Origin of the sequence: Thermoflexus sp. (assembly GCF_040289485.1) — a bacterium.
In the GTDB taxonomy this organism is placed as follows: Bacteria; Chloroflexota; Anaerolineae; order Thermoflexales; family Thermoflexaceae; genus Thermoflexus.
In genome coordinates this window covers 14,676-29,208 of record NZ_PSLG01000026.1, presented here as the reverse complement: position 1 = coordinate 29,208, position 14,533 = coordinate 14,676, and the positions used below count along the sequence as shown (strand labels likewise).

The following is a 14,533-nucleotide window of genomic DNA, read 5'->3' as shown; positions in this document are numbered from 1 at the left end:
CCCTGCGCCGCCAGCCGCCCCGGCCCCGGCCGTGGCGCCGGCCTCTCCCTTGCGCCAGGCCATCGCCCGCCGGATGACCGCCAGCAAGCAGACGGTCCCCCACTTCTACGTCACCGTCGAGGTGGACATGGACGAGGCCATGGCCTGGCGGGAACGGATCAACGCTGCCCTGGGGGAGCGGGGGAAGGTGACGGTGAACGATCTGGTGGTGAAGGCGGCAGCCCTCGCCCTGCGGGACTTCCCGGCGCTGCGCGCCTCCTACCAGGAAGGAGGGATCGTTTATCACGAGGCCATCCACATCGGGATCGCGGTGGCTCTGGAGGAGGGGTTGCTCACGGTGGTGGTGCGCGACGCCGACCGCAAGCCCCTGGCCCAGATCGCCCGGGAGACCCGGGAACTGGTGGAACGGGCTCGGAGCGGCAAGGTGCGGCCGGAGGACATTGAGGGAAGCGTCTTCACCGTCAGCAACCTCGGGATGTACGAGGTAGAGCATTTCATCGCCATCATCAACCCGCCCGAGGCCGCCATCATGGCCGTCGGGAGCGTCCGGGAGGTCCCCGTGGTGAAGGGGGGAGCCCTCGCCGTGGGCAAGCGGATGAAGGTGACGGTATCCGCCGATCACCGCGTCACCGACGGGGCGGAGGTGGCCCGCTTCCTCCAGACCTTCCGGCGCTATCTGGAGAACCCACTGTTGTTGCTTGTGGAGTGAGGGAGCCCGCCATGAAGACGGGCTCCTTTTTGGTTCCCTTCCGAGGATCCGCCGAGGGGCCTTCCGCAGCGGGGGCAGCGCTCGAGATCGGGCGCCCCCTGGCTTCCACAGCGGAGGCAACGGGCGGACGGGAGATCTTCCTCCATCCCCATGGGCACATTCATCGCGCTATCGCCATCCCCGGATCGCCCCTATCCCCACGGCGAGGCTGAGGAGGAGCCCCAGGCCGCCAGCGCACAGCGGCGGGAAGGGGCCAGAGGCGACTGGCCGCCAGCGGGCCGTCAGGGTGATCTCCGGGCGGTCGGGCGTGAGGGGCACCTCCCAACGGACCCGTCCGCCCTCCGCCCGGGCGAGGTCCCGGGGGGCGTAATCGAACACCACCCCGGGCACCTCCAGGGTGTAGATCAGGCGCAGGTCGGCGGCCTGCAGCAGGGTCCGATCTTCCGGCGAGAGGGGTGGCTCCCCAGCGGCCTGTCGCAGCCGCTCCAGCACGCCAGCGATCGAAAGGGTCACCGTGACCCGCGACGGCTCCCCGGCCTCGAGGGCGATCCGCTCCAGCCCGGCCAGTGGATCCGTCGCCGGGAGCCGCCCCAGGTCCTCCAGCGCGGAGGCCGTCCGGCTCAGGCGCACCCCCCGCTCTCCCCGCCGCTCGTCCCGGTAGGGCTCCGCCCGCCACCCGGCGGCCACGGCCGCCTCATGCAGCGCGGCGATCGGATCCGCGGCCGCGCCCTGGAGCAGGACCTCGTCCACCGCTACCGTCACCGTCCGCTCAGCGCTCCCATCGGGCCGCAGCCGGGTGCGGACCTCCAGGGTGAGGCATCCCCCCAGGAGGAGGGGGAGGCCGAGGAAGAACAGGCCGGCGAGGGGGCGAAGGACAGGCCTCATCAGGGCGGTGCCTCCGGCGCGGGCCTCGGGATCGTCTCCGCTTCCAAGGCCTGGGCCTGGGCGGCCAGCAGCGCCGCGATGCCCTTGCGGGCCAGGTCCAGCAGCACCGCGAGTTCCTCAGCGGTGAAGGGGCGTCCCTCGCCGGTCCCCTGGATCTCCACGAAGCGCCCGTCGCCGGTCATCACCACGTTGAAATCCACCTCGGCGACGCTGTCCTCGGCGTAGCAGAGGTCCAGCCGGGGCTCCCCCTCCACGATGCCGACACTAACGGCGGCCACGGGGGTCCGCAGAACCTGCGGCGGGACGAGGCCGGCGTGGATCAGGCGGCGGAGGGCTAGGGCCACGGCCACGTAGCCGCCGGTGATGGCCGCGGTGCGGGTACCGCCGTCGGCCTGGAGCACATCGCAGTCCAGGATGAGGGTGCGCTCCCCCAAAAGGCTCAGGTCGAGGGCGGCGCGGAGGCTGCGGCCGATCAGCCGTTGGATCTCCTTGGTGCGGCCGCTCTGAAGGCCGGGCTCCCGGGGGGTGCGGGTGTGGGTGCTGCGGGGGAGCATCGCGTATTCCGCCGTGAGCCAGCCCCGCCCTTGCCCCTTCAACCAGGAGGGCACGCCCTCCTCCACGGTGACGGCGCACAGCACTCGCGTGCGCCCGGCCTCGATGAGGACCGAGCCCTCGGCGTATTCGGCGAACCCCAGGTGGAAGCGCACCGGTCGCAGGGCGTCGTTGGCCCGACCGTCCGGCCGCGGCATCGGCTCCCTCCGGTCGTGAGGATGGGCGATTGTTATTTTACCGGGGCGCGGCGCGGCTCCGAGGCGGGTTGGCGGATCAGGCGCAGCCGTGCGATGCGCAAACCGTCCATCGCCTCCACGCGCAGCCGCACCGGCCCGGCGTCCACCTCGTCGCCGACGCGGGCGATGCGGCCCAGGCGGCCCAGCACGAACCCGGCAATGGTCTCGTAATAGGGATCCTGCAGGTCCAGGTCGAAGCGTTCGTTGACCTCCTGGATGGGAAGCAGCCCGCTGATCAGATACGAGCCGTCGGGCATGGCCACCACGTCGGGCTCCGTGGGCTCCATGCGCTCGTGGAGCTCCCCGACCAGTTGCTCCAGCACGTCCCGCAGCGTGACCATCCCGGAGGTCCCTCCGAACTCATCCACCAAGATGGCCACGTGTTGCTCCTGTTCCCGGAACCGCTTCAGCAGGTCGTTGACGCGGATGGAGTCGGGCACCACCATGACCTCCCGACACAGGTCCCGGGCGCGGGCGGGCCGGCCGGCCCGCCAGGCGGCCATGGCCTCCCGCAGGTGCACGATGCCGAGGATGTGGTCCAGGTCCCCTTCGTAGACAGGGAACTTGTCGTAGCCGGTGCGGATGGCCTCGTCGAGAATGCGCTCGACGGGCGCGTCGGCCTCGACGGCCACGATCTCGGTGCGAGGGACCATGATCTGGCGGGCTGGCGTCTGGCCCAGGTCGAAGACCGCGGCCACGATCTCCCGGGCTTCGGGCTCCAGCAGGCCGGCCTCTTCGGTCTCGTCGACGATGCGCTTGAGTTCCTCGATGGTGTACATCATCCCATAGCCGTCGGGGGAGATCCCCAAAGCCCGCAGGACAAGGTGGGTGACCCGGTGCAACGCCCAGACCAGGGGACGCAGCAACCCATAAGCCACCAGCATGGGACGCAGGCCGGCCAACAGCACCCGCTCGGGCGTCCGGAGGGTGGCGATCTTGGGGACCTGCTCGCCGAGGATGATCTGCAAGCCGAGGGTGAAGGTCAGGTTGAGCGCCAGGGGCAGCGATTGCAGGAGGGCCCGGAGCAGGGGGGACGGCGGGGGGGCGCTCAGAAAGCGGCTCAGGGTGGCCGAGAGGGTCCGCTCTCCAAACCAGCCCAGGGCCAATCCGATCATGGTGATGCCCACCTGGACCGTGGCCAGGATCTCGTCGCGGTGGCGGGCGTCCTCCAGCCAGCGCAGGGCGATGCGAGCGGTGGCGTGGCCCGAATCGGCCAGCACAGCGATCCGGCTCCGCCGCGCGGAGACCACCGCGTATTCGACGGCGGCGAAGAAGGCGTTCAGGCCGATGAGGGTGAAAACCCCCAGCCAACTCAGCAATAGCGAACTATCATCCATCGTCCTGGGCGGGAACCTCGCCAAGGGGATCTAGGATGATTCTACCCCGGTTGCGGCTGGAGCTGTTCTTTATAAGAACTCCTTCAGCTTCGTGAGACAGCCATCCGTCCACTCGGCGGCCTCTCCCCCCAAGGGCTGTTTTCGATTTTACCGCGCCGGCGCGGGGCGCTGGCCCTTTCAATATCCAGTCTCCCGGTCGATGAGGCCCCAGCGCCGGGCGTGCCCTTCGGCGAGGCGGTAGCCGGCGAACCCCCCGAGCACCGAGAGCGCGGCCATGCCCCCCAGGGCCAGCAGCAGTTGGGTGTCCGACCAGCCCGCGAAGGTGGGGAAGCGGGCGGCCGTCGGGCCCAGCAGGGCGCGGCGCACGCCTTCCAGCCAGTAGGTGAGGGGCGACAGATAGCCGAGGGGCCGCAGCCATCCCGGCAGCACCTCCAGGGGGAACACCGCGCCGCAGAACAGATACAGCGCCCCGGCCACCGCCTCCCCGATCACCCAAACGTGGCGGGCCGCCAGCAGCGTCGCCCCGGCCAGACCCACCCCCAGCCCGATCATCGCAAGCAACCCCAGGGCCATCACGGCGAGGAAGAAGAACGCCTCCGGGAGGGAGAGGCGGAGAGGGAGCCGAAAGGCGAGGGCGCCGAAGAGCAAGGTGATGGCTACCGCCAAGGTCCCGGTGGCCATCCGGGCCATCCCCCGGCCGACCAGGTAAGCGGCCGCCGGGATGGGGGCCACGTAGAAATACTTCAGCACGCTGTATTCCTCTCGATCCATCCCCAGCACCTGGCTGATCCCGGTCAACACCGCGCCGACGTAGATGTAAAAGGCGTTGCCTAGATAGATGTAGGCGAAGAGCGGGTGGGCGAAATCGGCCCGGGCCACCACCCGATACATCAGGACCAGGATCAGGACGCTGGCGATGGGCTTGACCACCGAATACACGGCGAACAGGAAGGGATCTGCCCAGTTCGACTCGATCTGCCAGCCCAGCCAGGCCGCGGTGCGCAGGGTGCGCCCGAGGGAGGGGGCCATCTCAACGCCTCCGTTCCGTCAGCCGGCCGTCGCGCCGAGCCAGCCGTTCCAGCGCCGCCAGGGCCCGGTGGGCGGCGGCCAGGAAGCCAGCGCTCAGGCCGGCCAGGGCGGCGATCTCAGCGCCCACCGGGAGCAAGCCGGCGGCCGCTCCAGGGAAGAGCAGTTGCCGCATGGCGTCCAGGCCCAGGGTGAGCGGGATCCATGAGGCGAGGACCCCCGCCCAGAACCCGAGGGCCCGGATCGGGAAGTAGAATCCGGAGAGCAGATAGATGGGCTCCTGAAGCAGGTTGGTGAGGTGCCAGGCCTCCCGCCCCCACATCAGGAAGAGGGAGGCCAGCAGCATCCCCATGCCGTAGAGGGCCAACAAAGTCAGCAGGAAGGTCCCCAAGAGCGGAAACGGGTTGGCCGGGGCGAATTTCACCCCGAAGAGCAGGGAGCCGGCCAGCATGATGACGACCGCCCGCAGGGTGGTGGCGAACATCCCGCCCAGGGCCATCCCTGCCAGGATCCCCATCATCGGCCCGGGGGCGATGATGAACAGGGGAAGGTTCCCCGATTCCTTCTCCCAATACAACTGGGCGGACATAGACCACAGGACGTTGAGCCAGAAGGCGGTCATGGCCCCGCCCAGGATGACGAAGCCGATGTAAGCCTCAGGAGCTCCCAGGGCCCGGTAGATGAACACATAGGCGGAGGTCCCCAGCAGGGGCAGCCCGACGTCGATCAGCACCCAACTGGGCTCCCGGTTCTGGCCGATGATCCGGGGGTAGGCGCGGGCGATCATGGTCCGTAGGAAGAGGGCGATCCCCTCGCGGCTCATCCGGCCTCCTCCGTCCCCTCCGAGAGGCCCCGCCCGACCAGGTGGACGAAGACGTCCTCCAGGGTGGGCTCCCGCTTGCGCAGCCACAGGATGTGGGCACCCTGGGCCGTCAGGGCGGAGATCACCGGCCCGATCACCCCTTCCTCCGCCAGGACCAGGTCCAGTTCCAGCCGTCCGTCCTCGTGCCGGCCCCGGACCTGCCGGACGCCGGGGATGGCCTGGAGGAGGGTGGCGGAGCCTGGGAAGGCGGTGACCTGGAGGGAGAAGAGGGCGTCCCGTTGCAGCCCGCGCTTCAGGTTCTCTGGGGTGTCGCACGCCAGGATGCGGCCCCGGTTGATAATGGCCACCCGATCGCAGAGGGCCTCGGCTTCGTGCATATCGTGGGTGGTGAGCAGGATGGTCCGCCCCGGCCGCTCGAGGACCCATTCCCGGATGAAGGCGCGGATCTGCCGGGCCGCGTTGACATCCAGGCCCAGAGTGGGCTCGTCCAGGAAGAGGATCTGGGGGTCGGTGAGGAAGCCCCGGATGATGTTCACCTTCTGCCGCAGCCCGGTGGAGAGGTCCGAGAGTTTAGAGCCCCCGCGTTCCCGCAGCCCGAACCGCTCCAGCAGGGTCTCGATCCGCTGGCGGGCCGTCCGGTTCTCGATCCCATAGAATTGGGAGAACATCCACAGGTTCTCCCGGACGGTGAGGAGCCCGTAGCCGCAGGACTCCCCGCCGGCGACCATGTTGATCCGGCGCCGGATGGCCTCGGGCTGGGTCACCACGTCGTAGCCGGCGACCCAGGCCCGGCCGGAGGTGGGCAAAAGCAGCGTGGTTAAGATCTTGATCAGGGTGGTCTTGCCCGCGCCGTTGGGCCCCAGCAGGCCGAACAGCTCCCCGGGGCGGATCTTCAGGTCCACTTCCTGCAGGGCCACCCGCTCCTGGGGGGGCTGGCCGCGCCTGCGGCCCACCCGATACACCCGGGTCAGCCGCTCGGTTCGCACGGCGGCGTCCGTTTTCCCATCCCTCATCGTCGGTTCCGTGCTCCATCAAGGTGTTCCCTCGCGCCCCCGGGGCGCCGTTCCCGGAGAAGGGATGCGGTCGTCGGGCAAACGTCGGGGATTCGTCTATCGGGCGTCCAGATCCCAGGCCGGCTCAGTGGTAAGGTATAAGTGAGCAGCGGGCGGAACCTCTTCTCCTCCTTTTAGCCGAGCGCCGGGGATGGCGGCCCCCGGCGCTTCGCTTTTGGGGGCCGCCCGCGGGGTCACGCCGCGGGGGCTGCCCGCGAGAGGGCCCGCGCCTGGGCCTCGGCCCGGTAGCTGCTGCGGACCAAAGGGCCGCTCTCCACCCATTTGAAGCCCAGTTCGTAGGCGATCTGGCGGAGCTCCTCGAACTCCTCGGGCCGGTAGAACCGTTCCACCGGCAGATGGTGGCGGGAGGGCTGCAGGTATTGGCCGATGGTCAGGATGTCCACGCCCACCGCCCGCAGGTCCTTCATCACCTCGATGATCTCCGCCCAGGTCTCCCCCAGCCCCACCATGATCCCGGATTTGGTGACGCCCTCCGGCCACAACTTCTTGGCGTTGGAGAGGGTGGCCATCGCCCATTCGTAGCGGTCCTGGGGCTGCACCTTCTTGAACAGGCGGGGCACCGTCTCCACGTTGTGGTTGAAGATGTCGGGCCGCGCCTCGATGACGATGCGCAGGGCCTCGAGGGAGCCCTTGAAGTCGGGGGTGAGGACCTCGACGGTGCACCCCGGGACCCGTTCGCGGATGCGGCGGATGGTCATGGCGAAGAGGGTGGCCCCGCCGTCGGGCAGTTCGTCGCGGTTGACCGAGGTGATCACCACGTGGGAGAGCCCCATGGCCCGCACGGCCTCCGCCACACGGTTGGGCTCGTCCCAGTCCACCGGCAGGGGACGGCCTGTCTTCACCGCGCAGAAGCGACAGGAGCGGGTGCAGACGTCCCCTAGGATCATAAAGGTCGCGGTCCCGCGTCCCCAGCACTCTCCGATGTTCGGGCAGCGGGCCTCCTCACAGACGGTATGGAGGCGCTTGCTTCGCATCAGCCGCAGGACGAACTCATAGGTCTCGCCCTGGGGGGCGCGGACCTTCAGCCACTCTGGACGTCGGGAGGGCGGCGGTGATGCAGGCGCCGCCTCCAGGGGGATGGCCTCGCGGATCGTCGAAGGCATCGGCCCACCTCGAGTGCAGCGGATCGCTTAGGAATCGTAACACGCCAGGGGCTAAAAGGGCAAATCCGGAGGACCCGATGCGTTTATTTCTTCTTCGAGGCCTTGGCCTTTGTCTCCCTGCGGGTCTTCTCCTTCGCGCTGTATTGCTCCAGCAGGCGCTCGAGGGCGGAGCGGAGGCGGCGCTGTACCCGCTCCCGCTCGTATTCGGGGACAGGGAAGTAGGACAGAAAGCGGTTGACCTCGGGACCGAGCTCCACTTTGCGGGCGGCGGCGGCCAGGGTCTTCACCCGTTTCAGGAAGGCTTTCAGGTAATCGACGACAGGGGCGATCCCCTCGGGGGTCACCACCGGGCCCCGTCCGGGGACGATCCGGGAGGCCACGCGACCGCTCCGGAGCCGCTTCAATTGCTCCAGCCAGCGCTCCAGGTCGGCCTCGGGGTCGGCCACGTTGGGGTGCGCGTTCAACGTCACCGTGTCGCCGACGAAAACCACCTCGTGCTCGGGGATGTGCACCCAGATCTGCCCTTTGGACGGCCCCTCGGCGGATTGCAGGATCAGGGTCGGGGAGCCGAAGCGCAAGACCAGACGGTCGGAGAAGGTGAGGTTGGGCAGGCGCAACGGGGTGCGGGTGAGGATCTCGGCGGACTCCGCCAGGCCCATGTTGATCAGGAGGTCCACCATCTGTTGGCGCCCGATCTCGCCGTGGCTCTTGAGCCGCTCGAAGGCCTGGTGATGGGCCACCACCAGCCCGGCCCGCTCCCCGAGGAGGACGGCGGTCCCCAGCACCCGATCCCGCCCCGCGTCGGTGTAGATCACGGCGCGGATGGGCGCGGGGGCGATGGCCTGAAGGGTCTGGCGCCATCCCTCGGCCTCCAGGGGATCCGCTGGGGTGTCGATGCACACCCAGCCCTGATCGGTCAGCACCGCCCCGATCGTGACGAAGAGGCTCTGTTCCTCCACAAACACGCGGGAGTCCAGCGAGAACGGGCGCTTCGCTTCCATCGTCGCCTGTCCACCTCACGCAGCGTTCCGGACCTTACTCAGCCAGGGCCTGATGGGGGCTCCATGGTCGTTAATCTTAGCGCAGGGAGGGATGGGGTTCAAGGGCCTTGCTGGGTTTTCGCTCCCCACCGGGAAAACCGGTATAATCCCTGAAAACTCCCTGTCGGTTCGGGGGATCTACCGAGATCGGGCGGGGTGCATCCATGGGCGATCCGCGGCTGGAGCGGTGGGCACGCGTGTTGGTGGACTATGCCACGGGGGTCCGGCCGGGGGACAAGGTGGCCATCCGGGGAACGCCGGCGGCGGCCCCTCTCCTCCGGACCGTCTACCGTCTTGTGCTGGAGCGCGGGGGGCATCCGCATCTGCTGGTCTCCCTGCCCGGGGCCGCCGAGATTTTCTACCGTGTGGCCCGGGAACCTCAATTGACGTTCGTCTCTCCGCTGGACCGCCTGGTCATCGAGACCTTCGATGTCCTCATCAACGTGCTCAGCGAGACCAACACCCGCTCCCTGAGCACCGTGGATCCGGCGAAGCAGGCGCTGGTCTCGGCGGCCCGGCGGGACCTCACCCGCACGTATATGGAGCGGGCCGCCCGGGGGGAACTGCGCTGGGTCCTCACCCTTTACCCCACGGAGGCCTACGCCCAGGAAGCCGAGATGAGCCTCCAGGAGTTCGAGGAGTTCGTCTACGAGGCCGGTCGGTTGAACGAGGAGGACCCGGTGGCCCGGTGGCAGGAGCAGGCGGCCTTCCAGAGCCGCCTGGTGGCGTGGTTGAAAGGGCGCCGGCGGCTCCACATCCGGGGACCCCACGCCGACCTGGTGCTGGGGATCGAAGGGCGCACGTTCATCAGCGCCGACGGCCGCCACAACTTCCCGGACGGCGAGATCTTCACGGGGCCCGAGGAGACGGTCACCGAAGGCTGGGTGCGCTTTACCTATCCGGCCCTCTACGGCGGCCGCGAGGTCGAGGGCGTGGAATTGGTCTTCGAAGGGGGGAGGGTGGTGAAGGCCACGGCCAAAAAGAACGAGGCCTTCCTCCTCAAGATGCTGGAGACCGACGAGGGGGCGCGGCGGCTGGGGGAGTTGGGCATCGGGACCAACTTCGCCATCCGCCGGTTCACTCGCAACCTCCTTTTCGATGAGAAACTGGGCGGCACCTTCCATCTCGCCCTGGGCGCCGCCTACCCGGAGACGGGGGGGCGCAACCAGTCGGCCATCCACTGGGATCTGATCTGTGACCTCCAAGAAGGGGAGATCGTGGCCGACGGGGAGGTGCTCTACCGGGACGGCCGGTTCCTGGTGGGGTGATGGCGGATGGAGATCCGGACGGTCCTTTCCATCGCCGAGCGCTGGGCGCGGGTCCAGGAGCGGATCGCTGCGGCGGCCCGCCGGGCCGGGCGGGCACCCGAGGCCATCACGGTGGTGGCGGTGACCAAGACGGTGCCCCCCGAGGCCATCGTCGAGGCTTACGCGTGTGGGCTGCGGGTCTTCGGCGAGAACCGCGTCGAGGAGGCCGAGGAGAAGATCCCCGAGGTCCGCGCCCGGCTGGGGCCGGAGGCGCCCATCCACTGGCACCTGGTGGGCCATCTGCAGCGTCGCAAGGCCCGCCGGGCTGTGGCCTTGTTCGAGGTCATCCACTCCGTCGACTCGATCCCGCTGGCGGAGAAACTGAGCCGGCTGGCCGTCGAAGCCCGGCGCCCCCTTCCGGTGCTCCTAGAGTGCAACGTCTCCGGCGAGGCCACCAAATACGGGTTCCGGGTGGAGCGCTGGGAGGAGGATGCGCAGCAGCGGGAGGGGTTCTTCGAGGCGGTGGCGCGCATCCTGGCGCTGCCCGGCCTGCAGGTGCTCGGGCTGATGACCGTGGCCCCTGTGGCCGCGGATCCGGAGCAGGTGCGCCCGGTCTTCCGAGGGCTCCGACGGCTGCAGGAGGCCCTGGCCCGGCGTTTCCCGGCGGCCGCCTGGGAGCACTTGTCGATGGGGATGACCGACGATTTTGAGGTGGCCATCGAGGAGGGGGCCACCATGATCCGTTTGGGGCGGGCGATCTTCGGCGAGCGGCCGGCGCCGTGAGAGCGGTCTCGGGGGCGGCCGCGCCGGGGCGTCCTCCGCGTCTGGGAGGAGCCTGCTATGGCCAGCCACCTGATCTCGTTGCTCGACGCGGCCATCAACCTGTATGTCCTGCTCATCGTGTTCTATGTGTTCACCTCTTGGGTGGGGATGGACCCCTGGCATCCGGCCCGTCGCTTCTTGGCCAGCCTGGTGGAGCCCCTGCTGAACCCCCTGCGGCGGATCCTCCCGCCGGTGGGGGGGCTGGATTTCAGCCCGCTGGTGGCCATCCTCCTCCTCGAACTGGCCGGCCAGTTCCTGAAGGGATTCCTGGCGGCGATGTTCTAACCGCAGGCGCCCCTTTCCTAACCCTCCATATCCGCATTTCGGGGACCCAGGTTGACGAGGGGTTAGGTGGTCGTTACAATCAGGAACGCTTCCCATCGATGGGGCGGCGCCCCGGATGGAATCCGCGCTGGGGAGGAGCAGGATGCTGGCCAAGCGGATCGCCGTGATCGTCGGCGGCCTTCTGATTGGGATCGCCCTGGATCTGTGCGTGCTGGCCCTTTACGCGATCCCGCCGGCCAAATACGGGCTGCTCTATCATCTGGGCACCGCAGTGCCCCTGGCCCTGGCGGCGATGATCGTGCTGGACGCTGTCTTGAAGACGGAGATGCTGCCATAACAGGAACGGACGATCGCCCCCGTCGGTGTTTTCCGCCCGGCCTCAACGCCCGGCGCGCCCTTCGTCGAACTGCGCGGCCTCGGTGGAGCCGGCCATGGCGACAGTGGCTGCGGCGCCCCGCGAGACCGCGAGGACCACCTGGTCGAAGTAGCCGGTCCCCACCTCCCGCTGATGGCGGACGGCGGTATAGCCTTCCCCCTCCAGGGCGAACTCCCGTTCCTGCAGACGCACGTAGGCCGGCATCCCCTCCTCCCGATAGGCGCGGGCCAGTTCGAAGGTGGAGAGGTTCACCACGTGCCAGCCGGCCAAGGTGATGAACTGGAACTTGTAGCCCATCGCCGCCAGTTCTCGCTGGAAGCGGGCGATGGCCTCGGGGCCCATATGGCGCCGCCAGTTGAAAGAGGGGGAACAATTGTAGGCCAGCAGTTTCCCGGGGAAGTGGCGGTGGATGGCCTCGGCGAACCGCCGCGCCTCCTCCAGGTCTGGCCGGGAGGTCTCGAACCAGAGCATGTCGGCATAAGGGGCGTAGGCCAGCGCCCGGGCGATGGCGCTCTCCAGGCCGCCCCGCACGACGAAATACCCCTCCGGGGTTCGCTCCCCGGTGAGGAAGGGGCGATCCCGTTCATCGATGTCGCTGGTGAGCAGGGTGGCGTTCAGGGCGTCGGTGCGGGCGATGAGAAGGGTCGGGACATCCAGCACATCCGCCGCCAGGCGGGCCGCGTTCAGGATGCGGATGAAGGCCCCAGTGGGCACCAGGACCTTGCCTCCCAGATGGCCGCATTTCTTCTCCGCCGCCAACTGGTCTTCGAAATGCACCCCGGCCGCCCCCGCCTCGATCATCGCCTTCATCAGTTCGAAGGCATGGACGGGGCCGCCGAAGCCGGCCTCGGCGTCGGCCACGATGGGGACCAACCAGTCGATGTCCGTCTGCCCCTCGCTCCAGGCGATCTGATCCGCCCGCAGCAGCGCGTTCTGGATGCGGCGGACCAGGGCGGGGACGCTGTTGGCCGGATACAGGCTCATGTCCGGATAGGTTTGTCCGGCCAGGTTGGCGTCGGCGGCGACCTGCCAGCCACTGACGTAGATGGCCTTCAGCCCGGCGCGGACCATCTGCACGGCCTGGGCGCCGGTGAGGGCGCCGAAGGTGGCCACATAGGGCTCGGTATGGAGCAGGTGCCAGAGCCGCTCCGCGCCCCGCTGGGCCAAGGTGTAGGCGATGCGCACCGATCCCTGCAGGCGCACCACATCCATCGCCGTGTAGTCCCGTCGGATCCCCCGCCAGCGGGGGTCTTCGGCCCAGCGGCGCTCCAGGGCCTCCGCCCGAGCCGCCCAAATCGTCCCGTCCCGCATCATGGCTCGCCTCCCTCGTGGAGCATGGCCATCCCTGGGATGGTGAGGAATTCGACGAGCGCCTCGGAGAGCACCAAGGCGTCCAGCAGAGCCGCGGCGTCCTCGTAGCGGGCGCCCGGCTCCGGCGGCGCGGCCCGCAGGGCCTCCAGCTCCGCCTCCCGGATCCGGCAGTAGGTGGCCGCGTCGATGGGGCGCCCATCCGCCAGCCGCGCGCCGTGGCGTCGCCACTGCCAGATCTGGGAGCGGGCGATCTCGGCGGTGGCGGTGTCCTCCATCCGGTGGAAGATGGCCACCGCCCCCCGCCCGGCCAGCCACGCCCCCAGGTATTGCAAAGCCACCGCTACGTTCTGGCGCAGCCCCTCTTCGGTGATCGGCCCCTCGGGGCGCTCCAGGAGGTCCTCCGCCGTCACCTCGCCGTCCGGGATGCGATGCCATTGGTGGGGACCCTCCAGGTTCCGGCGGAAGATCCCCTCGACCAGGGGGACCAAGCCCGGGTGGGCCACCCAGGCTCCGTCGAACCCCAAGGCGACCTCCCAAGCCTTGTCGGCCTCCACCTCCGCGAAGGCCCGGGCGTTGACCTCGGGATCCCGGCGGGGGATGTAGGCGGACATCCCACCGATGGCATGGGCGCCCCGCCGATGGGCCACCTGCACCAGCCGCCGGGCGGCCGCCCGCAGGAAGGGGGTCCCGGACACCGTCAGCCGGCTTCGATCGGGGAGGACCATGGTGGGGTCATGGGCGAAGACTTTGATCATGCTGAAGATGTAATCCCAGCGCCCCAAGTTGAGGGCGGTGGCCCGCTCCCGCAACTCGTAGAGGATCTCTTCCATTTCGAAGGCGGCGAGGATATGCTCGATCAGCACCGAGACCCGCACGGCACCTCGGGGGAGCCCCAAGCGATCCTCGGCAGCCTGGCAGACCTGATTCCACCATCGCGCCTCCCGGTAACCTTCCAGTTTCGGCAGATAGAGATAGGGGCCGCTCCCCTGCTCCAAGAGCGCGTGGGCGTTGTGATACAGGAAAAGGCCCAGGTCGAAGAGAGCCCCCGCCACCGGCCGGCCGTCCACCCGCAGGCGGGGCTCATCGAGGTGGATCCCCCGGGGGCGGACCACCAAGGTGGCTATCCTTTCCCCCAGCCGATAGATGCGGCCGTCGGGGGCGGTGTAGCGGATCGTCCGCCGCACCGCCTCCCGCAAGTTCTGCTGTCCCTCGATCAGGTTGGACCACGTGGGGACGTTGGCGTCCTCGAAGTCGGCCATGAAGACCTGGGCACCGGAGTTAAGGGCGTTGATGATCATCTTGCGATCGGTGGGACCGGTGATCTCCACCCATCGGGTTTGCAGGTCGGGGGGCGGCGGAGCCACTCGCCATTCCGATCGACGGATCCCTTCGGTCTCCGGAGGGAAGGTGGGCCGCTCGCCGGCGGCGATGCGGGCCCGCCGCTGGCGCCGGTGTTCCAGCAGGCGTTGCCGCTCCTCCTCAAATTCCCGGGCCAGCTCGGCGACGAAGGCCACCGCCTCGGGTGCCAGGACCTCCTCGAACCCTGTGTTCTTCCTCCCGACGATCTCCACACCCTTCGGGAGCATGGCGCCCTCCAGCCCGACACCCGTTGCATCCGGTCGGCGCCCTCATGATCGCGGGTAGGGATTTGTCGCACAACGGAAGAACGTAAGGGAAGGGGCCGATCGTTGGATCGGCCGCCCTCCCC

15 protein-coding genes are annotated in these 14,533 nt (G+C 69.0%); 5 read left to right on the top strand and 10 right to left on the bottom strand.

Annotation, left to right across the window (positions count from 1 at the left end; all coding sequences use genetic code 11):
• On the top strand, nucleotides 1–709 hold a 709-nt coding region (locus C4313_RS06280), incomplete at its 5' end, for a 2-oxo acid dehydrogenase subunit E2 (protein WP_352429014.1).
• Nucleotides 710–877: 168 nt separating this feature from the next.
• Here C4313_RS06280 and C4313_RS06275 read toward each other — a convergent pair.
• From C4313_RS06275 to C4313_RS06240, 8 genes are all read right to left on the bottom strand, one after another.
• Complete coding sequence (locus C4313_RS06275) at nucleotides 878–1,594, bottom strand: hypothetical protein (protein WP_352429013.1); 717 nt, start codon at nucleotides 1,592–1,594, stop codon at nucleotides 878–880.
• The gene (gene rph / locus C4313_RS06270) at nucleotides 1,594–2,343 is read right to left on the bottom strand and encodes a ribonuclease PH (protein ID WP_352429012.1); all 750 of its coding nucleotides are present in this window, start codon (nucleotides 2,341–2,343) and stop codon (nucleotides 1,594–1,596) included. The genes C4313_RS06275 and rph overlap by 1 nt, the downstream gene beginning before the upstream one ends.
• A gap of 32 nt (nucleotides 2,344–2,375) precedes the next feature.
• Nucleotides 2,376–3,719 (bottom strand): hemolysin family protein, encoded by a 1,344-nt coding sequence (locus C4313_RS06265; RefSeq protein ID WP_352429011.1) that lies wholly within the window; start codon nucleotides 3,717–3,719, stop codon nucleotides 2,376–2,378.
• A gap of 177 nt (nucleotides 3,720–3,896) precedes the next feature.
• Complete coding sequence (locus C4313_RS06260) at nucleotides 3,897–4,748, bottom strand: ABC transporter permease (RefSeq protein ID WP_352429010.1); 852 nt, start codon at nucleotides 4,746–4,748, stop codon at nucleotides 3,897–3,899.
• 1 nt (nucleotide 4,749) lies between these two features.
• Complete coding sequence (locus C4313_RS06255) at nucleotides 4,750–5,568, bottom strand: ABC transporter permease (protein WP_352429009.1); 819 nt, start codon at nucleotides 5,566–5,568, stop codon at nucleotides 4,750–4,752.
• Nucleotides 5,565–6,581: an ABC transporter ATP-binding protein gene (locus tag C4313_RS06250; RefSeq protein ID WP_352429008.1), complete on the bottom strand. Its 1,017-nt coding sequence runs from the start codon at nucleotides 6,579–6,581 to the stop codon at nucleotides 5,565–5,567. The genes C4313_RS06255 and C4313_RS06250 overlap by 4 nt, the downstream gene beginning before the upstream one ends.
• Nucleotides 6,582–6,814: 233 nt before the next feature.
• Entirely contained in the window at nucleotides 6,815–7,744 is a 930-nt protein-coding gene (gene lipA, locus C4313_RS06245; protein ID WP_352429007.1) for a lipoyl synthase, read from the bottom strand.
• Nucleotides 7,745–7,827: 83 nt separating this feature from the next.
• Nucleotides 7,828–8,745 (bottom strand): MBL fold metallo-hydrolase, encoded by a 918-nt coding sequence (locus C4313_RS06240; protein ID WP_352429006.1) that lies wholly within the window; start codon nucleotides 8,743–8,745, stop codon nucleotides 7,828–7,830.
• 203 nt (nucleotides 8,746–8,948) lie between these two features.
• On the opposite strand from C4313_RS06240, the gene C4313_RS06235 reads away from it, so the two are divergent.
• The 4 genes from C4313_RS06235 to C4313_RS06220 all read left to right on the top strand — a co-directional run bounded on the left by C4313_RS06235 (nucleotide 8,949) and on the right by C4313_RS06220 (nucleotide 11,475).
• Nucleotides 8,949–10,052: an aminopeptidase gene (locus C4313_RS06235; RefSeq protein ID WP_352429005.1), complete on the top strand. Its 1,104-nt coding sequence runs from the start codon at nucleotides 8,949–8,951 to the stop codon at nucleotides 10,050–10,052.
• A 6-nt stretch (nucleotides 10,053–10,058) separates the two neighbouring features.
• Nucleotides 10,059–10,814, top strand: coding sequence for a YggS family pyridoxal phosphate-dependent enzyme (locus tag C4313_RS06230; protein ID WP_352429004.1), 756 nt, complete (start codon nucleotides 10,059–10,061; stop codon nucleotides 10,812–10,814).
• A 57-nt stretch (nucleotides 10,815–10,871) separates the two neighbouring features.
• Nucleotides 10,872–11,138, top strand: coding sequence for a YggT family protein (locus tag C4313_RS06225; RefSeq protein ID WP_352429003.1), 267 nt, complete (start codon nucleotides 10,872–10,874; stop codon nucleotides 11,136–11,138).
• Nucleotides 11,139–11,280: 142 nt separating this feature from the next.
• Nucleotides 11,281–11,475, top strand: a complete 195-nt coding sequence (locus C4313_RS06220) for a hypothetical protein (RefSeq protein ID WP_352429002.1) — start codon at nucleotides 11,281–11,283, stop codon at nucleotides 11,473–11,475.
• A gap of 42 nt (nucleotides 11,476–11,517) precedes the next feature.
• Here the strand turns inward: C4313_RS06220 and aceA are convergent, their stop codons facing one another.
• Together aceA and aceB are read right to left on the bottom strand one after the other, a co-directional pair.
• The gene (aceA, locus tag C4313_RS06215) at nucleotides 11,518–12,825 is read right to left on the bottom strand and encodes an isocitrate lyase (protein WP_352429001.1); all 1,308 of its coding nucleotides are present in this window, start codon (nucleotides 12,823–12,825) and stop codon (nucleotides 11,518–11,520) included.
• Complete coding sequence (aceB, locus tag C4313_RS06210; protein ID WP_352429000.1) at nucleotides 12,825–14,411, bottom strand: malate synthase A; 1,587 nt, start codon at nucleotides 14,409–14,411, stop codon at nucleotides 12,825–12,827. The genes aceA and aceB overlap by 1 nt, the downstream gene beginning before the upstream one ends.
• Between the last annotated feature and the right edge of the window lie 122 nt (nucleotides 14,412–14,533).